Annotated in this window: 23 protein-coding genes; all 23 read right to left on the bottom strand. The window is 50.7% G+C overall.

Translation table 11 applies throughout. The features are described from left to right. Positions 1-3: 3 nt before the first annotated feature. Positions 4-2,856 (bottom strand): conjugal transfer mating-pair stabilization protein TraG, encoded by a 2,853-nt coding sequence (gene traG, locus CWM54_RS25870; protein ID WP_100699000.1) that lies wholly within the window; start codon positions 2,854-2,856, stop codon positions 4-6. After that, entirely contained in the window at positions 2,856-4,226 is a 1,371-nt protein-coding gene (gene traH / locus CWM54_RS25865) for a conjugal transfer pilus assembly protein TraH (protein WP_009309877.1), read from the bottom strand. The genes traG and traH overlap by 1 nt, the downstream gene beginning before the upstream one ends. Continuing rightward, entirely contained in the window at positions 4,213-4,641 is a 429-nt protein-coding gene (locus CWM54_RS25860) for a hypothetical protein (RefSeq protein WP_004152689.1), read from the bottom strand. Before CWM54_RS25860 ends, traH begins: the two co-directional genes overlap by 14 nt. After that, on the bottom strand, positions 4,634-5,206 hold the full coding sequence (gene trbB, locus CWM54_RS25855) for a type-F conjugative transfer system pilin assembly thiol-disulfide isomerase TrbB (protein ID WP_080786398.1): 573 nt from the start codon (positions 5,204-5,206) through the stop codon (positions 4,634-4,636). The genes CWM54_RS25860 and trbB overlap by 8 nt, the downstream gene beginning before the upstream one ends. Continuing rightward, a complete protein-coding gene (gene traQ, locus CWM54_RS25850) occupies positions 5,178-5,417 on the bottom strand; it encodes a type-F conjugative transfer system pilin chaperone TraQ (protein ID WP_080883165.1) in 240 nt (79 codons plus the stop codon). Before traQ ends, trbB begins: the two co-directional genes overlap by 29 nt. A gap of 687 nt (positions 5,418-6,104) precedes the next feature. After that, positions 6,105-6,542, bottom strand: a complete 438-nt coding sequence (locus CWM54_RS25840; RefSeq protein ID WP_100698996.1) for a hypothetical protein — start codon at positions 6,540-6,542, stop codon at positions 6,105-6,107. A gap of 10 nt (positions 6,543-6,552) precedes the next feature. Continuing rightward, positions 6,553-7,305 (bottom strand): type-F conjugative transfer system pilin assembly protein TraF, encoded by a 753-nt coding sequence (traF, locus tag CWM54_RS25835; protein WP_100698994.1) that lies wholly within the window; start codon positions 7,303-7,305, stop codon positions 6,553-6,555. Positions 7,306-7,325: 20 nt separating this feature from the next. Then, positions 7,326-7,652 carry a hypothetical protein gene (locus tag CWM54_RS25830; RefSeq protein ID WP_100698992.1) on the bottom strand — a complete coding sequence of 109 codons (327 nt, stop codon included), beginning with the start codon at positions 7,650-7,652 and terminating at the stop codon, positions 7,326-7,328. A gap of 227 nt (positions 7,653-7,879) precedes the next feature. Beyond that, entirely contained in the window at positions 7,880-8,116 is a 237-nt protein-coding gene (gene trbE, locus CWM54_RS25820; protein WP_100698988.1) for a conjugal transfer protein TrbE, read from the bottom strand. Between the two features lie 64 nt (positions 8,117-8,180). After that, positions 8,181-10,136: a type-F conjugative transfer system mating-pair stabilization protein TraN gene (gene traN, locus CWM54_RS25815; protein WP_100698986.1), complete on the bottom strand. Its 1,956-nt coding sequence runs from the start codon at positions 10,134-10,136 to the stop codon at positions 8,181-8,183. A 58-nt stretch (positions 10,137-10,194) separates the two neighbouring features. Further along, on the bottom strand, positions 10,195-10,842 hold the full coding sequence (gene trbC / locus CWM54_RS25810) for a type-F conjugative transfer system pilin assembly protein TrbC (RefSeq protein WP_100698984.1): 648 nt from the start codon (positions 10,840-10,842) through the stop codon (positions 10,195-10,197). 39 nt (positions 10,843-10,881) lie between these two features. Next, the gene (locus tag CWM54_RS25805) at positions 10,882-11,499 is read right to left on the bottom strand and encodes a hypothetical protein (protein ID WP_224231151.1); all 618 of its coding nucleotides are present in this window, start codon (positions 11,497-11,499) and stop codon (positions 10,882-10,884) included. A gap of 4 nt (positions 11,500-11,503) precedes the next feature. Next, on the bottom strand, positions 11,504-12,046 hold the full coding sequence (locus tag CWM54_RS25800; protein WP_100698982.1) for a hypothetical protein: 543 nt from the start codon (positions 12,044-12,046) through the stop codon (positions 11,504-11,506). Between the two features lie 313 nt (positions 12,047-12,359). After that, complete coding sequence (locus CWM54_RS25795; RefSeq protein WP_100698980.1) at positions 12,360-12,962, bottom strand: hypothetical protein; 603 nt, start codon at positions 12,960-12,962, stop codon at positions 12,360-12,362. A gap of 23 nt (positions 12,963-12,985) precedes the next feature. Next, positions 12,986-13,534: a hypothetical protein gene (locus CWM54_RS25790; protein WP_100698978.1), complete on the bottom strand. Its 549-nt coding sequence runs from the start codon at positions 13,532-13,534 to the stop codon at positions 12,986-12,988. 14 nt (positions 13,535-13,548) lie between these two features. After that, positions 13,549-14,532: a conjugal transfer pilus assembly protein TraU gene (gene traU / locus CWM54_RS25785; protein ID WP_223176982.1), complete on the bottom strand. Its 984-nt coding sequence runs from the start codon at positions 14,530-14,532 to the stop codon at positions 13,549-13,551. 19 nt (positions 14,533-14,551) lie between these two features. Then, positions 14,552-15,178 carry a type-F conjugative transfer system protein TraW gene (gene traW, locus CWM54_RS25780; RefSeq protein WP_065810777.1) on the bottom strand — a complete coding sequence of 209 codons (627 nt, stop codon included), beginning with the start codon at positions 15,176-15,178 and terminating at the stop codon, positions 14,552-14,554. After that, on the bottom strand, positions 15,178-15,570 hold the full coding sequence (trbI, locus tag CWM54_RS25775; protein ID WP_100698977.1) for a type-F conjugative transfer system protein TrbI: 393 nt from the start codon (positions 15,568-15,570) through the stop codon (positions 15,178-15,180). The genes traW and trbI overlap by 1 nt, the downstream gene beginning before the upstream one ends. Then, positions 15,567-18,206 carry a type IV secretion system protein TraC gene (traC, locus tag CWM54_RS25770; protein WP_100698975.1) on the bottom strand — a complete coding sequence of 880 codons (2,640 nt, stop codon included), beginning with the start codon at positions 18,204-18,206 and terminating at the stop codon, positions 15,567-15,569. Before traC ends, trbI begins: the two co-directional genes overlap by 4 nt. A 71-nt stretch (positions 18,207-18,277) precedes the next feature. Further along, positions 18,278-18,676 (bottom strand): hypothetical protein, encoded by a 399-nt coding sequence (locus CWM54_RS25765; protein WP_165785973.1) that lies wholly within the window; start codon positions 18,674-18,676, stop codon positions 18,278-18,280. Between the two features lie 7 nt (positions 18,677-18,683). Continuing rightward, positions 18,684-19,073: a hypothetical protein gene (locus CWM54_RS29095; RefSeq protein WP_100698971.1), complete on the bottom strand. Its 390-nt coding sequence runs from the start codon at positions 19,071-19,073 to the stop codon at positions 18,684-18,686. A 42-nt stretch (positions 19,074-19,115) separates the two neighbouring features. Continuing rightward, the gene (locus CWM54_RS25755) at positions 19,116-19,520 is read right to left on the bottom strand and encodes a hypothetical protein (protein ID WP_100698969.1); all 405 of its coding nucleotides are present in this window, start codon (positions 19,518-19,520) and stop codon (positions 19,116-19,118) included. Then, positions 19,517-20,017, bottom strand: a complete 501-nt coding sequence (locus CWM54_RS25750) for a hypothetical protein (RefSeq protein WP_133123776.1) — start codon at positions 20,015-20,017, stop codon at positions 19,517-19,519. The genes CWM54_RS25755 and CWM54_RS25750 overlap by 4 nt, the downstream gene beginning before the upstream one ends. Between the last annotated feature and the right edge of the window lie 50 nt (positions 20,018-20,067).

Genomic DNA, 20,067 nt, shown 5'->3' with positions numbered 1-20,067 from the left:
TAGTTAGGGCTTATGCTTCCGCTCAAATTCCTGGGCCTTAGCTAGGAGTTCGTCTCTTGTATCCGCTCCAGGAAGTGCTCTCTGTTCAGCCTTTTTGTCATTGTATTCTTTCTCAAATTTATTTCCTTCCAAATTATGGTGGTTTTCCAGACGAGTGTGTTCATTCTGAACATCATCCTCCTGCTTATGTATGCTATCTTGCCTATCCTTATGAGCTTGCTGGTTATCGCTAACCATGTGTTCAACCGATTGGTGAACATCATTTTTGATACCTGCATTTTTGGTCATCTCATCGATACTATCACCGTGAGAGTTGTAGTCCGCATATACTGTACCGCTTCCTTTACCTTCAGAAACTGATGGCATATTTGCGCCAATGTTTCTTCTGCCCTCCTGGTACGCCTCATCAACTTTAGGTTCAACCTGTTGTTTCACAAATTCACGAGCCAGTTGCTCCCTTTGGGCAGCGATTTCAGGTGAAGACGTGTCAGTAAGAATAGCTTCAGCATTTTGTGGGGCATTTTTCTGTACGAAATTAGCAAATTGTTGAGTCAGGTTTTCGTTCATCTGGCCGCTCATGCTTTCTGTTCGTGAGGCCATCTCACTATACTCATGGCTACGTGTTTTGCTCGTCGTATACTGGTCATAGCTATTTTTCGCACTGGCCAAAGAGGCGGAAAATTGATCAACCCGAGAAGATGCATTGTTATCAGTGATGTTTCCAGACTGACTTGATTTCTGGTTGATGAAGTAATCAGAAGACTCTCTGAAGTCTTTAACTGCCTGACTGCTGGTATCATGATTGTCAGCATTAGATTGGCGTCCTGACTCAGTAGTATTGTCTTGAGATCCAGAACTTGCTGTCCCTCTCGCCGACATCCTCCCACCGAATTCAGCTTTACCGCCATTACCGAAGAGCTCGAATCCAACACCACCTCTAGCTCCTACATATGCCTCGCCAGAAACATCACCTCTCACTGACTTGTCCATAAGCTGGCCGAATGCTTCATCACGGCTAATATGGTTAGCTTTAGCATACGAATCTACAGCATTCATCATCTTGCTTCTGGCCATCGAATCCTGCGAAGACTCGGTAGTATCGGCCCCGGTCGTTGTTGAGGCGCTGTTCCCTTTATTGGTGCCAAATTGCTGCAGACTATTCCAGGCACTTGTCACGCTGCTGTTATAGCCATGCAGCGCGCTTTCGGCCTGAACATCTGACTCACGGGCCATCTGTTGCTGCGCACTGGCTATCTGACGACCGACGTTGATATCCACCGGCAGTTTTGACATTGCACCACCACTGTCCCAGACCATCGAGCCATCGCGCGTCTGCGTGCTCATTCCCCCGTTCGCCAGCTGCCGTGACATCTGTCCGAAACTCGTTGTACTGTTGGTACCCCAGCTGTAGCCGCTGACGTTCTCCATCTGCATGTTGGCAAACGAGTAATTCCCGTCCACCACGCCGGAGGCTGCCTGCGATGTTGCACCAAGCCCGGAAGAAGAAAAATGGCTGTAGGCACTGGAGAAGGCGGCCCCCATGCTCTTCACGATCCCCCACGACAAAGGCGGTATCATCACGGCAATATAGCCCGCAGTGGTCGCAATATCCGAGTTTTTGAGCTGAACCTGCGACAACTCAGAGAGAACAACCGGCACGCCATTTTGCTTCGCATAGTAGGCCATTGCGCTGTTCAGGATGGCGAACAGTAATGGCCACGTCTGCAGCCAGATAAGCGCAAACACATACCCCTTTAGCACCTGCAGCGTCATCATGTTAAACATGGCGGCCATCACCATGATCGGGAACATCCCAATCATTAACCCCATAATGACGGTCTGCGTCAGAGGAAGTGCGCGAAGCGCCTGGTGCCCCATTGTGGCCTGTGCCAGCCGCTGCTTTTCAAGGGATGATGTGTTAGCGATATTGACCAGACTGGCGGTGTCCCCGCTGCGGGCCGCATAACTCTGGATCCCGCTGCGCAGGGCGTTCATCGTGACGTTCTGGCGGATAATCTGCCCGGCGCTCTGTCCCGAGCTGTAGAAGTAATTGTAGCTGTCGCCAATCATCTGGCTGAAAAGCAGATCGGGATTAGGTTTGCCGCCAAACAGCTGACGAACATAGTAGTTCCAGGTTTTACCGCCTGTCTGGGTATCCAGCGCAAGCCGTTGTTTCAGCTCCGTTGCCGCTACCTGACAGCTGATAAATGTGGTGCCAAGATAGTTTTTATCCAAAAAATTATAGCTGTTATTGGGAACCTGACGCAGTGGGCTCGGTTGAGAAAATATCAGCGTATATGGGTCAGCAGACTCCATTAACTCTTCAAACGAATACTTATGATTAAGGAAAATATCGCCCATCACACAGTTTTGTACGTAATCGGAGAACAGCGTCGTAATTTCAGGATTTTGTGATAAAAAATCCGTACTTTTTGCGACCAGATTACTGCCAAATAACATCCCCGTTTTACTGTACGTGACACTGTCCGGCAGCGCGAAGACCATCTCATAACTCTGGATAAGTGCATTTCCCACCCGCGTTGTCAGCGACGCCGGAATGGCCAGACCAATAGGTACATTATCGACTTCATAGACCTGCGCAACGTTACTGTAATCGATGATCTGCACAGGGGTGCGAATGACAACCAGCATAGAGACCAGGGTGAGGGAAAAGACCCAGCCAATCAGGTCCATGACGTTGTGTTTTTTTACCCAGTTCCCCGCCACAATGAGTACCGAGATGGCGATACACATCTTTTCTATGGTCGCCCATGTGCCGGTCCCCATAAACGCTGCAATCGCGTTCAGGTTGCCCCGTAACCAGTCACCGCCAGCAATGGCATATACCTCAAGCATTACTGATTCCCCCCAAAATGATAGTTATTCTGGTAGCGGGTCATCATGCGGGCAGAGACCTGCTGGCGCATGTAACTCATTTGTCTGTCCACCACGAGCAAGGCGTCCTGCTGGACCTGAACACGGGACTGGAAAGCGGCAATCTGGACACTCGCCTGGTTGAGGTTTTCCATGATCATATCCATTGTCGACTGGGGATAATTACCGGTTGAGATCATCGCCCGGGCCTGCTGGATAAGTTCCTGAATGTACTGCAGCAGGATGTCGTAGCCGATATAGTCCGTCAGCTGGTAAATAAGTGAGTTAGACACCCCGAGCATCTGCGGATCGACCAGGTATTTGAACACCGGGATGGTGGTGCTGGAGATAAACCCTTTCTCCTGCTCCGTCAATGCGACGTCCTCTACGGCCTTGTTCTGGATACTGCTCAGCAGAGCTGATATCTGATTTTTCAACGCCTTCTTGTCAGAAATCGTCACGCTGGCATCGGCCACCACCTTCAGGCACTTATCCGAATCATTGCAGTGGTAGATTTTCGCCGTGCCGCCCTCCATCATGGCTTTAATCAGATCCTGGTCGGTGGTGCGTGCCGGCAGCGGGGTAATTTCACTGTTCTCACCAAAAATCAGCGTCCCGGTCAGGGTCATGACGAATTCCTTCAGCTCCTTGTTGTCATCAAAGAGCCGGTTTTTGGACAGGGCATTCCACATAATGTTGATATTCTTCATCACACGCTCCTTGTCCTTATCGCTGGCTTTATCCTGCACTTTGTCCATCTGCCCCCCCACCGAACAGCCCTGACGGGAAGCCGCCCAGTCCGAAAAAATGTTGCTCTCGCCGGCAATGTCCTGGCAGACCTTTTGCTGCGCCACCTGGGTCCGTGGAAACAGACCGCCCACAATGCCCTGTGCGGCCTGGCAGGAGCTGAGGTTCATGCTGTTAATGTCGCTCGCCATCTTCTGAAGGAAATCCTTCGCGGTTTTGATCTCCGGAACCGTGGTCTGCAGGGCAAGGTCAAAGAAGTAGCCCGCGGCGTTGGACATAATTTGTTTGGCAAAGCGCTGCAGCTGCTCGCTGTTGATAAAGGAGAACGACCCCAGGTACGCATCGATGCCGCCGCAGCCGGCGTTAATATCCGGCAGGGTCATGCTGACCAGCTGGATCGTTTTCACCTGCGTTCTGGCATACAGCGAACCGCCGGAGGCGTAGCCCGCAGCCTGTCCCTGCCAGACCTGCGGCTGGCTGGTATTGGACGCAAACCCCAGCTTATTGAAGAAGTTATTCATGTCACCGTTAACATCTGCAGCCGCCGTCAATGACACCCCTAGCAACATCCCACAAAGCACCGATAATGGTTTACGGATGAACATCAGGCTCTCCTTCTTTCATTTTATTTTTCCGTCGAAGGTTGCGGTTTAAATATCTCTGGAAGCTTTTTTCAAAGGCATATTCAAACCAAAAAGCTAGTTCGGCAATGAGTACCCCCAGTAAAGCCGTTGCCAGACAACCAATGGAAAGCGAGAAAAGAATAAAGGGAACGAAATACATCAGGACATTCCACTGATTGATGATGTTATTTGCCGACTCCAGTTTTTCCGGCGGGGTTAACAGGTCAGTGAACACATTGAAAAAAGCATGGCTTCCCCACCACAGAAATAATCCGGCAAAACCAAACATAAAAGCGAGACAATAATAAACATCGAATCTCTTTTGCCGGGATAACTTCAGGCGTTTATTTCTTTCCAGTACGGGTATCGAAGAATATATTTTGTTGAGATTATCCATTATTCGGGTTCTCCATCATCTGAAATACCGTATCCACTCTGGCCATAAAGCCCTGCGCATCCGTGGCGCCCTGCAGGATCGGGTACGCAGCCAGCGTGTTTACGTTCACCAGAAACGTGGTCGGTGTAGCCACCGGGATATTGGGGAAAAAGGTCTGCATCACGTCAGGAGGCGCCGGCAGAGACTCCGGAAACGCGTCATCACCCTGCCCGTCAATGGTGTAAGAGAACACGGAGAAGCCATACTGTCCGGCCAGCTGCTTCAGCACCGGGTCAAATTTATGACAGTAGGGACAGTGTCCCTGCATGAACAGCACCACTTTCCAGTCGCGCAGGTCCACCTGCTTTCCGTTGCTGAGTCGTAACCAGCGTGGCTGAGATGCCCCGCTCACCGCCTGGGGAGTGTCGCTCTGCGGGGAAGCCGTTTCAGTACCGGAGATTCCCCGCGGATCCCAGAGCGACTTCACCTCATCGAGCGTTCCCGCCTGTGCCATCCCGGCCAGAGCAAGGGAAAGAGCCAGTGCCGCCAGCGGCGTCTTAGCGATGTTCTTCAGGCTGCTTTTCACAGGCTTTCTCCTCTTTTTCGGCTTCAGCAATGAGGGCGTTAAGAATGCGGTATCCCCCGAACACCACCATTCCTAATCCCAGAATTTCAGCGGCCTGCACGGCCATTTCAGGCTGTTTTCTGACAAGCCTGGCTATCAGGTGGAAAAACACGCCCACGGCCAGCACCCACATCCCGGTGATATCTAAATCCGGAAAACGAATCTTTCGCATATATCCTCATCTAATTTCTTAGTTCATATTCATAATATGGTTTTCGTCTGCATGTGAATTTATTAATAAAAGCCCATGAGACATTCACAAAAATAACTTTCACTGAAGCCTCAACACTATCGACAACCACGCAAGCAATGGCATTCCAGCCATAATACAAACTCTGAATATCACCTTACTGGCCTGTCGGGTATAAATGGCCCGATGAATAAACATGGTCTGTACAGGCGCGCAACACTGAATACTGGCAGCCATAAATGATACTACGTCCCAGGCCACACCCTGCTTTGCCACATAACCGATGAAAACACTTTGTATGATTATGACAACGAATGTGCACCTGATATACTCTGAAACGTTAATATTACGAGCAAATATATATCCAGTTAACGTGACAAACAGAATAGACAGAAACGCAGCAATATATGCCTCTGTGACATAATGCATAAGCACCTCAAAAGTTTGGTTTAAAGCCGCTGGAGACATAGAGGAACTGTTTCGTCAGTCATTCTGACATCCATCACAATGACAGACGCGATAACATGGCTGTTCCGGATAACAACAATTTATATTAAAAAATAATTAAAAAGCGCACATGGGTTATTATCTTTCTTTTCTGATGCATTCTTATACAACTGGCTTGTCACTATAAAATAAATGAAATAGTTACACCCTCGAAATGTTTCATCAAACAAAAAATGATTTTAAAAAATACCACACAATCGCAGTCACAGCGATGGACATGCCTCCGATACAAACCTTATACCCTGCAGTCCGGACGATTTCTTCTTCATCCCGAAGATAACTTACTGAATAGACCACTGAAGGCACTATTGCCTGAACCAGGCCGGAAGACATAATAACGGTAAAATAGTCAATTGAGTAAAGGTATACAATGAACACAAATTGCGTCATCAGAGCCGCCATTGAAATGGTGAGATATTCTTTCGTGTGATCATTACGGGCAAGCCACCAACCAAAAAAAACAGGGAACATCAGACACGTTACAGGAAAAACAACAAACCAGAAAACCCGATTTCCTTCCGGAACGCCCCGGATTTCTGAGGCCAGCGCCGGAATGGTGATAAAAAGCAGAGCAATACATCCTGACCGAAAATAAATCATCCCTTTATCCTCAAAAGTTTGGTTTAAAGTCGCTGGAGACATAGAGGAACTGTTTCGCCAGGTCGTCCTGGCTGATAAAGCCGTAACTGAGAGGCTTCACCTGGCCACTTTTCGGGTTAACCAGCATCATCGCGGGGAAGAACTTCACGCCAAGCTGCTCTGCCTGGCCCTGGTCCGTCCGGCTGTCGGGCAGCATGGGGTTAATCACTCCGTCAACCGACACCGGTATCACGCTCAGGCCATAGGTTTCGCGGAAGTTTTTAATCACCTGGACCAGCTGGCCATCGATCGCTTCCCGACCCCGGTAGAAGAACATCACACCGTAGTGCTGTGCGAGGGTGGAGATAGCCTGACGCTGTTCGGCATAATCAGCGGCGAGCTGGTTTTTTACCGTGCCGTTGTAGTGGCTGTACTGCAGGTTGTAATCGAGTTCGGGGTTTTCCAGCATCGCTTTCTTCGCACTCATCGAGAACAAACTTGCCTGCTGCGTCCAGTAGTTCTGCAGCCGGAAGTACTTCACGAAGTTTTCAGACGATGGATACAGAATGGCTTCGTACAGCGACCGTTTGGTGGCCGCCTGGAGTGTGGCGAGTTTCTCCAGAATATCCATTTGCGGCGGTGGTGCCGCTGGTGCGGCTGGCTTTTCCTCATCACGGGGCTTCAGTTTCTCGTTGTACCACTGCCAGCCCGCGTCTTTGGCGAAAGCCGGCATCAGGGCGCAGCAAAGGCACCCCGCCAGCATGGCGGCATGTATTGTTCGCATGGCAAATACCCTTTTATGAATTATTGCGACTGGCGTGACAGATGCTGATAGACACTGTATTTATCGAGCTGGCGCTGTATCTTTCCTGCATCATCACGGGCTTCAAAGCGATAACCGCTGCAGTACAGGGACAGATGATTTATCTGAAGGTCCATCCGCTCCCCGTCCCTGACCACCCACGCGGCCTGTGAAACAGTGTCGCACTGGATCCCCCAGGCCCGGTTGGTGGTCATAAATGCGTTAACCTGTCTGTCCCGCCACAGGCTGTACGACATAATGCTGACCAGGAAAAAGACAAATACCCCGACAAACACCATGACCAGCCCGTAGGCTTTTTTCTCTTCCATGAACACTCCTGTCTGTTTTGCTGATTAAAGCGGTGACGTCCGTCTTTATGGCAGTAATCGTCTTGCTATAATCGTGAGAACAAAAATAAACAATAAAGATCTAACAACCACGAACCCATCATGGCTCGTTAATAACATTGCCATGTTTATTATCAACAGGACAGGAATAAGGATCACCACTGCAATCCTGCACCATCCTTTAAACTTATTACACATGCACACCGTCTTCATTCTTCCTCCGTCTTTTTCCGTAACACCGCGGCAAGCGAAGTAAAAAAGAGATAACTCACGAACCAGAAAAAACCCACCAGAACAATAAAGACCACACTTTCGACATAATCACTCCCCGACGCCCCTTTGACGGCATCCCAGGAGAAATAAATCACCGGAGAAATAATGATTATTGTCAGCACCAGTCTCAGCATAAAATCAACAACAGGATGTTTATAAAAATTCATTTTCATGATTATCGGTCTCACTATTCGTCCTTTCGGCCATCGCTGCAGAATCTGTCGGGACAGAGTTAATTTATTTTGTTGTGGGCTGCGTGAGAAGTTCTTTAATACGCGCTTTTGTTTTTTCGGTCAGTTCGCTGTTATCCGGGATTTTCTGGTTATTGATTAAATCCTCCATGAAGTTTGTGAAATCCAGCTCGTTAAAATCAATCCCCTGGAGTTCCGCGACGGTAATCCCCCGACAGTCAGGACTGCTGGCACCGCCAAAACCGATATGAAGCTGGCCGTTTCTGCCCTGCTGCTGAACGATCTGCGCCAGTTTTGAGTCGAACTGGCAATAGCTCCTTTTTTTCTCCAGGCAAATACCCAGAACCTTTTTAGAGCAGAACTCCCCGATACTGACCGTCAGCTTGTCTTTTTTTGCTTTGGCCAGCGCCTTTTCCTCGCTGCTGCAGCGTGCCAGCCCCACATCCTGGCCCCAGCCGCCGTCTTTGCAGCAGTTACTGAAGCCTGCCGCGAATTTTTTGCAGTATTTCGCTTTTCCGGTGAAGGCCCGGACATCCACCCCGTTCAGTGCCGCGACGTCCTTCCCCGCGGCCGCCAGCGCTGCCAGCTCAGACACCGCCTGCCCAAAGTCGTTACTCTTCCCGGACGTGGCTTTGTCACACTCCCCATCGAGGCAGAACACATCCCCGCCACAAACCATCTGTTTCCCGCTCGTCCTGGTTTCACAGGAATATGTCGCATACTCATGCAGGCAGGTTCCGTCTTCGCCGGAGAAGGCACACTGGCGGGATGACAGGGTGCAGGCCGTATTTTTCATCAGGCTTTCACAGGAGCCATAGTCCGCCGGCTGCGTGAGCCAGGTGTCCTTATATTTCCAGCAGGCTTCCGTGAACGAGTAATCCCTGCCTCCGAGGGTGATGGTTCGCGTTCCTCCCGGGCTGATACATTCCTCGCCTGTTTTTGTCCCTTCATCCTTACTGAACGGACAGCTTTCCACCCAGACGACTTCAGGCGCGTAGACAGTTTCGGTTTCTTCCATCACCAGGGTGACCGTGACCTGTACGGGTTTCTGGCTACCTTCCGGTGGGGTCTGCGACGTTTTGCTTACTGAAAAGTTCTGCCCTGCCGTCACCGCATTGTCCACGCCAAACGACTGATGAATCTTCCCCTGCCCGTCATAGGTATACTTCGTACAATGCGTGTTCTGGCCGCCTGAACATATCGATTCTGATCGTGGCCAGCTGATCACATCAATGGGTAACGTTCGTTCAAAGAGGGTCAGGCTTTCACTGACGGCACTCTTGCAGCTATCCCGCACCTTCCCTTCGGCGTCGCATGCTTCAATCCAGGGGATCGCCAGAGGCTCACCATCCACCGAGACATTCAGCAGACGCCCATCTGTCGGGATCGTCAGGTTGCCACTCCATTGCCGGGTACTCCGGGTATAATTCAGCGTCACCACCTGCTGATAAGTCCGGTTAACTTTCTGCGTGGTGGCGTTATCCTTCAGGGTCGCTTCCCGTGTGCAAAAATTTTCCACCTGCAGGTCGCGCTCGCAGGTATGGTTTGTGAACTCGCTGCGGTTCACAACCTGGGCGGTACAGGCCTGTCCGGTATCGCCGACAATGCTGTCGGCACGGGATTCGGTATCCTTTGCGGCCTGAATAAACGGCGCATCCTGAGATATCTGATCCGGAGGCCGGTTCGTGAACGACTCCGTAATCGTTTTGCCGGTATCCCCCTGGCTGAACTCCAGGGCTGAATCGCTTTTCAGGGAGCTGTCTCCGCTGGCAGTGACGCCGCCGTAGTATTTTGTCTGATCCGGGTTGTCGGTATACCCCGGCAGGTTTTGCTCACCACTGAAATTTTTCAGTGAGTTCAGACCATTGCCCTGCACCTGTTTCGCAAAATCCGAGCCGGCTTTATAGTCGCTTCCGCTGCCGGCGCAGGCGGGGGATGCCAGCCAGATGAAGGCGCTCAGGACAACGAAATGCACGGTCAGCACGGAAATAACCGTCTTCATTTCAACCCTCCCGCATCCCTCACCATTTCCGGTAACGCCATGAAGTACGGTGTATCTTTCATGGCTGGCTCCCGGCGGCATTCGAGGGCGCATCAAGCATCTGCCGGGCCACCTGTGCGCAGTCACCGGTTTGTGCCACTTTCTCCAGCGCCTGTTTGACGTGAATATTACCGCGTACCACGTCATACCCGGCCTGACACCGTACCACCAGAGACGGCACACTCCGGATGCCGTACTGCGTGTACAGTGTCGGGTCGATCTGCACCCCGTCGGTGACGCCGTCTTTCACCAGCTGCAGCACCGCGTCGGTGGTGGTCCTCATGTCGTTATTGACGAGCCCGCGCAGTGTCGCCGGAATGCCATACTGCCGGGTTTCGTGCAGCATCCGCTTCAGCCCCTCTTCAGGTATCGAGAAGGAGACAAAGTACAGCGCCCCTTCTGCCGGTTTTTCCTGATTCGCCGCTTTCTGCTGGCTGACCAGATTATCGATAAACTGGCGGTCAGATTTGGGCAGAGGATTGCGGCTGATTTGCGCCTCAAGCTCTTGTTGCAGCTGTTTATCCGGATGCTGGCGCAGTTGTTCGCTGAGGTTCTCCTGCTGTTTCAGCCACTGCTGGTCCCCGGGCGTATTCATATTGTCAGCGGCTGACGCCGTCGTGCAGAGCAGACTCAGCCCCCAGGCCAGCCCGGTGATTCCTTTATTCATAATTGCCTCTATTACCGATTATAATGACTGATATTTATGTTATCCGGGATAATGACCTGTCCATGCCAAAAGGATACACAGAGTAAAGACAACCAGACCGATGAAAGAAAATATCAGCACTTCATTTTCGAGAGCCAGAGATGTTATAAAAAACAAGGCAAAACCACTAAAGTAAACAGCCAGGGGGGAATAGCCTGAAAATATAACAACCTGAGCTATAAACAAAGCAAAGAAAGCAGCAAGACAGAGATATAACGCTGTATTTTTCCAGGCTGAACACGATGTGAGCCTGATAATATCCCCCTCTGTTTCATACCGGGTAATCAGTTTTAAAAAATCCCGGATATCCTTTAGTGCATCGATCATCAGCTGAATATCTGCTGCACCTTTTGTGTATCGCCCTTCCTCTCTGACCACACTGAATTTATCATCCCGCAACAGGCTGATAAAAAAATCGACCTGTCCTGGTGTAGGGTAATGGTTGTGGTTCAACATCCACTGTATGTCCGAGAGATGACGTTGCATGATTCTTGTTTTACTCAGTCGGATAAAGGGTTCTTCCGAGAGGCGAAGAAAAATGCCATTTAACCTCTCACGAACATAAGCGAATTCATTTACAGGGTCACAATCATACATGTTTGATATTTTCATCATCATTCAATCACATATAGATGATGGCATATAAAGGGATATAGCTGTACAGCGACCAGAACAGCCCCACAGGATCTTTGATCCATACGTTAACCACGACGCCAACACCAAGAAACAACGCCATACTGACAGAGCACACCAGAATCGGCCCCCCGACATAAAGCGCCAGCCAAAATACCAGGAATGCAGGGATAATCAGCAGAATGGACACTATAGTCGATGCACGCGAGGCCTCCCATCCCCGGTAAATCCAGCACGCTTTGAGCACACCGCAGACCTGCCCGAGCAAAGCATTCAGCCGACGAAGTTCATGTGCCGTCGCTGATGACTGCCCATGAATCTCGACCTCTCGCATTCTTGCAAGCCACAATATGGCATTCAGACGGTTGATCCCCCCCGGTCGGGGAATGATGCCATAACGCAGCCTGGCAGAGATTTTATCACATGCCTGAGAGGCGTCGGTTATACCCGGTATTGATGCCAGAGGGGGAGACTTCAGGGTCAAACCGACTGTATGTATCGACGTTTTCACAAACGCATAGTCCTTCAACATGTTGCCTCCCGTCGTACTTATTCCGCGTATCGGCTGATTTTATCTCTGAGGGTTTCGCCAATGAATTGCCAGTCTCTGTATTGCTCAGCCGTAAGTACCATTTCTTCCATGCTGAAAGTGACCCGTGATGTACATGGAGAAGTCTTCTGAGACTGAGCCGGTTGTGAGTCGTGTTCTTTATTGTTTCTTTCCATCATTTATCCTTTTCTTGTCAGACTTCTATAATTGCCAAAAACGCCAGACCGACGTCTGTAAATAGAAAAAGAGCAAGTTATTTTACAAAGCATACTTTCATGATAACGCCAAAAACCAGTTATTGAGGCGGTAAGTATTCGCAAAGAGCAGCAACAGTAAAAATGGTCACCCCCGAGAGAGAAAACACCACACCACCAACCCCAGACTCTTCTAATGCATATATTGAAACAGAAAATAAAATTATCGCAATATAATAAACACCATGCACAACACCATTATTACCTGAGGCGAGATAAAGGACAGAACAAAAAGACAGTACTACACTGAGGAAGAGCACGGACAGCGTTTTAATATCCCGCCATCTCCACAGTAACCGGGGTGGTTCTTGTACTCTCTCAGGATATCCTGTTAACACAGCAAGAAAGTATCTGACATCCCTGAGTCTGGCCATTTGCCTGTCCACCTCAGTGGTGCAGACAATGCTTTGCCGTTGCTGCCTGACACTTCGGAGGAACAAAAGAAGGCTTCCCTCAAAACAGTCGACTTCCAGGGCACATGGCAGACGTCCTTTAATCAGAGACGCCTGAATGTCAGAAAGCAACCCTTTGATATCGACGGGCAGAACAACCTGTCCATATGCCATCTGCGTTAACGCTTCACTGAGGTCATTAAAAACGGCCTTTATGTATTCAATATCCTTCTTTGTACTGATACCAGTCATGTAGACTCTCCGCATCAAAAATATCAATTCAGCATCACCAGAGGAATGAAACTGTACAACGACCAGTAAATGGCTACGCAGTCTTTGGCCCGGACAGCCACGCCAGTTAAACAGACAAGATATCCCCCCAGGATGACCGAGCTTATCCGTAAGTCGCAACCGACACCTACCGCAAGGGAGAAAATAAGGTACGCTGGCAGAATAAATAATCCGGCCAGCGAATATGCAGCACGGCTTGCTTCCCACTGGCGGTACCGCCAGGTTTCCTCTGTTTTCTCCAGTCTCCGTCTGAAGGCTTTCAGTCCTGTAATCCACAGGCTGAGATCCCTGACTTCTCTTAACGATTTACCGTAAATCCGCACCTGTCGATATCGTTCTGCCCGCAGGAGACAGACCGCATACTCAGCCAGTCGCGAAGAGGGGCATTTTCTGTTTAATAGTGTCATTCGCATGGAATCGAGCACTTCCTGTACCTCCCAGGCAGCCTCCGATCGTTGCAGGATATCATCGGCAATCATCTGACTGATATTGTGTAAGTCCTGCATCAAACAATCCAGATGCTTATGCTTCATGTTCTGCCTCCGGGTTACAAAAATACGCAGTTACGTTTACGCCACATCAGGTAGCCATAGTTCTTGCGGGAGTTGGGTGGATTTTTTCCGGCCTCCCAGCGCATCACGCTGCGTCCAAGCGGATGGCACTGGCCGCTGTCCGGATACATGTTCACCATCTGATAGCGCCAGCGTTCTTTCGGGATGATCGGGGAGGGATATTCGTAACAGACCGCCTTGTCCTTCCCGATACTCTCCATAATTTGTCCCTGCCGGTGAAGCTTGAAGGCCATACGTTCACTGACCAGTACCGATGACTGCAGCGGACTGGATTCATTACTGACCTGGCCGTTAAACGGGTAAAGTGAGCCGTGGCTGCCACCACACCAGAAAAGCACATCCAGCGGCATATGGAATGCACTGGCCAGCGCATCCGCAGCGCAGGCGCCCTGCGCGATGGGGTTGGCAAACAGGATGGCTTCCGGATTCAGGATGGTGGTGAGGCTGCTGTCCACCCAGGTCGGGTCAATCTCGGACAGATAGGCAATATCCATGTCTCCGCCTTCCAGACAGCCTGCCGAAGTGATGATGTTCAGCCAGTATGTCAGCGGGTACTTGTACCAGTGAACGTGATAGAAGGCGCCGTTCACCTGCTTATCGTCCTTTCTCGCGGTTCCCATGCCGGTCTTGCCGAGATTAATACTGAAGCCCCCCAGATTGACCATGCAGCCTGGCGAACGGCTGACATCCGTCATGGCCATCGGCTCCCAGTACCCGATGGCCAGACCGGGGCGAACAAATAGCGGCGGCGGCGCCGGACACAGCTGCAGGGGATTGCCGGGATTGCTGGTATCAGGCAGGTCGCCTTTACCAACCTGCACGCTGCCGAGCGACAGAGGAAAGATGCAGCGCCAGCACACATCGGTGATCGGGTTAACAAACCGGCCCTCACAGGAGGGGTCAGCAGCCGCACTGAGGCTGTACCCCCATAACATCAGGGCACTCAGGAAAAGCGTCAGGGTTTTCACAGAAACATCCTTATTTTACAGGGAAGGTCTCAATATTCAGCCGTTCACCGGAGGGCGCCGGCGTGATCCGCGCCGGGACCGCCGTCAGGCCAAATCGCTTGCTCAGTACGCCGTTCTGGTCGAAATAGATCCGGCTGTCCAGCGCGGCGGAGGTGTCCGGGATACTGCCACGCACCAGGATAATTTTGCTCATCAGGGTTTCCGGCACCTGACGCTTCATCCAGGCCAGCTGGTCGGCATCGTCACCATTGATGAAGTACAGGGTCTGGACAAACGGTACGGTTTTAAGCGGGTTTACCACTTCTCCCTTGCGGGCAAACACCCGCCCCTCATTGTCCTTCAGATCTTCGGTCAGGCGGATGCTGGGATCAAACCAGCGCTGCTCGTATTTCTCCGCACGCTTAATGCCCTCCACCGGTGCCGGACGCTGACTGTTCTCGATAACCCGCTGCTTAAACGCATCCATCGTCTGGTCCCACTGGCCAGAGGATTGCAGCGACTGCAGACGCTGCGTGATGAGCTGCAGCATGTCCTGCTCCCGGACGGGCCATAAATCCCCCCAGGTACCGAGATCAGCCGCCTGAGTCAGCGGCGATAACAGGCAGGCGGCGAGCAGACAGTCTTTCAGTCGTATCATCACTGTTCTCCTTTCATCCGGCGGGCAATGTCGTGCTGGATGTTGCGGGTCACATCGGGCGCGCCCTGAACCACGGCAGGTGAAACCAGAATGACCACATGATGCTGCTGCTGATACTCCGCCAGACTCTTCTCCAGCGCGTCGTTAAACCGGTCAGAGAGCGCTTTTGACTGCGCTTCTGTCAGCTGCTTCTGACTGACACTGTCCATAAAGCTGTCGAGCGTCTTCTTCATATCAAAAGCCACCACCCGCGGCCTGGAGTACTCCAGAACCACGCGTGAGAGAAACGCGCTGGTTGCCAGGGCGAAAAGCACGAGAGCAACGATGACAGATATCCGGCGAAAGGTATGAGAGGTCGTACTGACCGGTTGTTCGCTGTGGTTTTTCTTCACTGTTTATCCTCCATGTCATTCACCGGTATTCGGGATTCAAGCTCAGCCATTTCGGCTTTAAAGTTGCGGCACGCCAGTCCGTACACCGCATCGTGGATATCGACCCCCTCCTGCCGGCGCGCTTTCATGTACTCAAAATCCGGGCCTTTTGAGGAGTACATCGCCCGGCTGAGCGGGTCGACGAACAGGCGGTGCCAGGAGCAGTTCGCTTCCACCTGCAGCATAAAGGAGGAGAACCACTGCTCTTTTGCCGAGCCGAAGCCGTTAATCATGTCTTTCTCCAGCTTGCTGAACTGGTCGGGGTACAGCTGGTTATATTTGGCAAACTCCTTCGCTGACTGTTTCAGAATGGCCTTGTACGACGAGTTTCCCCACGCTGCACGTGCGGCGCTCGATGCGGTCGGGGAGTCGAAATCCACGATATTCTGGGTGATGGTGATATAGGCCCCGGTGTGCCGGCGCGCCGTCCGGTAGCCCTTCTCGATAAAGGTCCCGACCTTCTCGTTTTTGAAGTCCAGCAGTCGCCAGCCTTCATCGATAACGTTAAGTTTTTTCAGGCTGCGCGGGGACTGGTACATCCGGTTTTCGATATAGATGATGAGCGAGAACATCACCGCGACCAGCAGGGACTGGCGCGACTCCAGCCCGCCCAGCTCAAGGACCACCATCCGGGCATCGTCGTGCAGGGACGGCTCATCAGAGTTGAAGTACTCCCCGTACAGCCCGTTCACCGTGTACTGGTCGAGCAGGATAATCATGTCATCAAGACGGCTGCGCACCCCCGGTGAGTCGGCGTATTCCTCACTGTCTTTCTCGCTCTGGAGAAAGGCCACCACATCATCGATACGCGCCTTGTTGCGCTTACTCAGCCAGGCCGCCCGGACCGCCTGCAGGAGAAGACCTTCGTGCACTTCATCCAGGTTGCCGTTGGGACTGGCCATCACCGACATCTGGTCGCGGATACGCTCGGCGGACAGGTCAAAGTTAGCGTCGTCGAGAATATTGGCAAACGGATTAAACTTCAGCGAGTCGCCGTCGAGATACACGCCGCCCATGTTTTCACACAGGGACTTGTAGCCGTCGCCCATGTCGAACACCCAGGCAAACCCGCCGGAGTCGAGCACGCTACGAATAAGGGGCTGAATCAGCCCGGTTTTGCCCGCCCCGGAGGTGCCGCAGACCGCCATGTTGAAATTGGTATTGTTCATTCCCTCGTAGAACAGGTCGATGAACGCCAGCTGGTTACGGTAGGTGGGGGCCAGGAGTCCTGCCGGCGCCAGCGGGCTGTCAGCCACGATCGGCAGAAGGTTGGCCACCTGGAACGTCTCCGCCCGCTTCACCACACCTGCCGCCTGCAGCTCTTTGAACAGGCCTTCGCCGCATTTGAACGGCATCATGGCCAGAAAGTTACGCAGGTGATGATAGCGGGCCGGGATAAGCTGGAAGCCACCCTTACGGTAACTGTTGAGCACCTGCTGCTCGGTAGCGAGAGAGGCCTCTGCGTTATCGGCGGTATACGTGGTGATGTTAAAGAAGTAGGACACCAGAGAGGTCTGGTTGGTCGCCAGTCGCTGGCGGATATCGCCCCACTCCTGCATTTCCTTTATCACGTTCGGAAAGTACTTCGCGTAGGAGGTTTTGCTTTTCTTCTCCACGTCCATGAATTTCAGGTTGGCTTCGTTCTGGGTCTTCACCTGGTCCTCCACCATCAGCGTCAGCGTGATGACAAAGGGGCAGGAGATGGAGAGCTCCGGGTTCAGCAGGTTGGCGTAGTTGTCCGCAGTGGACCAGAGCATGGCGATTTCCGGATCACACTCCAGGTGGTAGTTCGTCACCCGGGTCACGCTCTCTTTCCCGTCGCGCCCCAGGCGGCCGATTTTCAGATGACCGGCAGTGACCTGCATGTCAAAGCTGTCATCCACGCACTGGTAGTTCAGGTCCTGATACGGGTCCAGCTTGTACGGCACCCGGTACATCTCATGTGGATCCGGGTTAATCAGCTCGCGCATCAGTTCGACCATCCCGGCCGCATCGAGGATACGCGTCGGGATGTAAGCCCCACCGAGCGATGCCCGTAACACTTTAATCTGATTCTCCAGCTCCACAATTTGCGTGGTGGAGTTCTTCTTCCGGGGCACGCAGCAGGAGATGTACACGCGGTAGTTACGCAGCGTCAGGGGTAAATCCAGTTCAGGAGGCAGGGGGAAATTCGTCTCTGCTGCCCGGAGATAGTAAGCGCGGGTGATGGCATTAAACTTTTTAGCCTGTTTACCACTCCAGCGGAATTCACGCAGACCGTAGTCGATGTCATTGCCGACCAGTTTGCTGGAGACCAGATGAAAACTGACCGGGACGCCCCGGGGCAGTTTGCTGCGCAGTAAATGCTCCAGTGTGGCGACGATACTTTTATCTGCGCCGGGTAAAGGACGCGCCTCAAACATAAAACCGACGGTTTTGTTATTAATAAACAGGCCGGTCGCGGAATCATAATCCTTGTAGGGCAGAATACGGCTGAACTGGGGGAAATTCATGCTGCCCAGCGTGTCATTGGCTTTCGCGGATTCGTCTGGCAGCTTCAGTGCTGACACCAGTGAATTCACAGCCTGGGTGACGGCATCGATGATGTTATTACTCATGCGGGCGTTCCTTTAAGAGCATTTCAAAATAACAAGGGTAATAAATGGCAAGAAGAATATTCACAGCCGCACTAGAAACTCCTTCTTATAATGCAAAGTACAGGAATAAAAAACAATAAACACACGGCGGAAATAATCTGACCTTGAAAAATAGCATCCCACAACACCGCCCCTTGCCACAAACAAATAAGCAGAGTGATAAATAATAAAACCGCATGAAAGAAAACAATCAGGAACAGAATGTTCGCTGAGAACCACCCATCGCTAACTTCCACCTCCAGGCAGAAAAAATAAAAGACACACAAACTACAGATAATATAGACACCTTCATGTCGAATACCCTGAAAGAAATCAGGAGAAAAATCGCCTGCCAGTCCATTGTACGTCAGCCTGGCGCCCAGATAGATGAGCCAGTAGACTGGAGGGATAAACAAAAATCCATACTTTCTAAAAAACAGCATCATATCCACCCCCTGATTATTTGCTCATATCGTTCACTGCGTTAAGTTGTTTTTCACGTACTGCTTTAACCTCTTCTTTATCCTTGCATTCTGATGCCATCTTTTTTGCGTCACCAAAAGTTAATGTCGCTGACGAAGTGACAGTATTAGTTTGAAGAGCCATCCGAAAAGCCTCAGCAGCACAAGGTGCGTCATGAAAAATACTTTGCAGTTGTTCTGGAGTGGCGGGCTGCATATCGCGAAAATCTTCATACTGCACAAAAAAACATCCAGCTGGCACAAGAAAAAGAAAAACCAAAAAAATACCATATCGCAGTTTAAAACGTTTCAATTCTTGCCTTTCTTTTTCATCGGCCTTTCTTATTAAATCCCGGGAGCGCTCTTCAATTTCTTGTTGTCTTTCCATTGTTCCATCCCTACCGGTCAATCCAGTTTGTTAATCAGCATTTCATTTTGAGTTAGCTTTATATAACTCCCACTGATGGATATACGAATAATACCGCCCACCAGGCACATTAATGATGATGCCATCACAGTCCAGTTTATTAACAGGGCTGGTAAAAGCGCCTGTCGGCATGTTAACCTCAAGTGTCTTGCAGTCGTCTTTCCAGTGTCTACCTGCTTCAAGTTCATCCATCGAAAATGAGTGAATGGAGATAACGAACATCCCGCAAAACCCAACCACCGCTATAAGCGCACAGTATATGAATGTATCGCCTCTGTTAACTCGAAGATTGAATTTTTCAGGGATGGCAACCATTGCCAGCGCACCGATCACACCAATAACAAAAAGAACCAGACATACACCATTAAGCCATGCAACGTTATTTCCAAGTATATAGTAAGCTCTCACGACCCGTTTCCTGTCAGGAAGTTAAAATTAAGTGCATCTCTAACGAGGCCTTTTTCTCTTATTAACACCTCTGATATTTTCTTCACCATGAATTCCGGCGATTCTTCAGGTGGAAAAGACAATGTCATGAGTTTGCTTTCAGCGGGTAGCTTTGCCGTTTTCAACAAATGTATAATCTTTTCTTTTCCATTCAAGGGAACAGGGAAAAACCGCATCACCATGAAATACATCACCAGGCCTGAAACTATGCCTGCAAACATCCCCCACGCAGAATAATCACAAAGATAAAATTCTGCCATTATTAAAACACCGCTAAAAACAATTGCAACAGAACTACGGGGTGAATAGCCACCCTGCCTCCCTTTATACTTATCCATTATCATCATGATAAGAACGATTCTGGATTCAATTTCCCCTAATCTTTCATACCATAAGGAGAGTTGTTCAGGAGACAGTCTGGCAATATCTTTATGTTTTTCTATTATTTCACTCATCATTAAACCTTATTAAAAAAAACGGAAAACGATATTGAAGAGTTTTTTTTGCA

Origin of the sequence: Klebsiella sp. D-Nf1, assembly GCF_002810515.1 — a bacterium.
GTDB lineage: Bacteria > Pseudomonadota > Gammaproteobacteria > Enterobacterales > Enterobacteriaceae > Klebsiella > Klebsiella variicola.
The sequence above is the reverse complement of the archived record's forward strand: the minus strand, read 5'-3'. Positions and strand labels throughout refer to the sequence as shown.

Coding starts and splice junctions, on each gene's coding strand:
- CWM54_RS25830 (WP_100698992.1), bottom strand. CDS start 7,652: ATGGAAGAGAAAAAAGCCTACGGGCTGGTCATGGTGTTTGTCGGGGTA.
- traN (WP_100698986.1), bottom strand. CDS start 10,136: ATGAAGACGGTTATTTCCGTGCTGACCGTGCATTTCGTTGTCCTGAGC.
- CWM54_RS25795 (WP_100698980.1), bottom strand. CDS start 12,962: ATGACTGGTATCAGTACAAAGAAGGATATTGAATACATAAAGGCCGTT.
- trbE (WP_100698988.1), bottom strand. CDS start 8,116: ATGAAAATGAATTTTTATAAACATCCTGTTGTTGATTTTATGCTGAGA.
- CWM54_RS29095 (WP_100698971.1), bottom strand. CDS start 19,073: ATGGAAAGACAACAAGAAATTGAAGAGCGCTCCCGGGATTTAATAAGA.
- traW (WP_065810777.1), bottom strand. CDS start 15,178: ATGATACGACTGAAAGACTGTCTGCTCGCCGCCTGCCTGTTATCGCCG.
- CWM54_RS25800 (WP_100698982.1), bottom strand. CDS start 12,046: ATGTTGAAGGACTATGCGTTTGTGAAAACGTCGATACATACAGTCGGT.
- trbC (WP_100698984.1), bottom strand. CDS start 10,842: ATGAATAAAGGAATCACCGGGCTGGCCTGGGGGCTGAGTCTGCTCTGC.
- traQ (WP_080883165.1), bottom strand. CDS start 5,417: ATGCGAAAGATTCGTTTTCCGGATTTAGATATCACCGGGATGTGGGTG.
- traF (WP_100698994.1), bottom strand. CDS start 7,305: ATGCGAACAATACATGCCGCCATGCTGGCGGGGTGCCTTTGCTGCGCC.
- CWM54_RS25840 (WP_100698996.1), bottom strand. CDS start 6,542: ATGATTTATTTTCGGTCAGGATGTATTGCTCTGCTTTTTATCACCATT.
- traH (WP_009309877.1), bottom strand. CDS start 4,226: ATGTTCATCCGTAAACCATTATCGGTGCTTTGTGGGATGTTGCTAGGG.
- traG (WP_100699000.1), bottom strand. CDS start 2,856: ATGCTTGAGGTATATGCCATTGCTGGCGGTGACTGGTTACGGGGCAAC.
- CWM54_RS25805 (WP_224231151.1), bottom strand. CDS start 11,499: ATGATGATGAAAATATCAAACATGTATGATTGTGACCCTGTAAATGAA.
- traC (WP_100698975.1), bottom strand. CDS start 18,206: ATGAGTAATAACATCATCGATGCCGTCACCCAGGCTGTGAATTCACTG.
- CWM54_RS25790 (WP_100698978.1), bottom strand. CDS start 13,534: ATGAAGCATAAGCATCTGGATTGTTTGATGCAGGACTTACACAATATC.
- CWM54_RS25860 (WP_004152689.1), bottom strand. CDS start 4,641: ATGGATAATCTCAACAAAATATATTCTTCGATACCCGTACTGGAAAGA.
- CWM54_RS25750 (WP_133123776.1), bottom strand. CDS start 20,017: ATGATGAGTGAAATAATAGAAAAACATAAAGATATTGCCAGACTGTCT.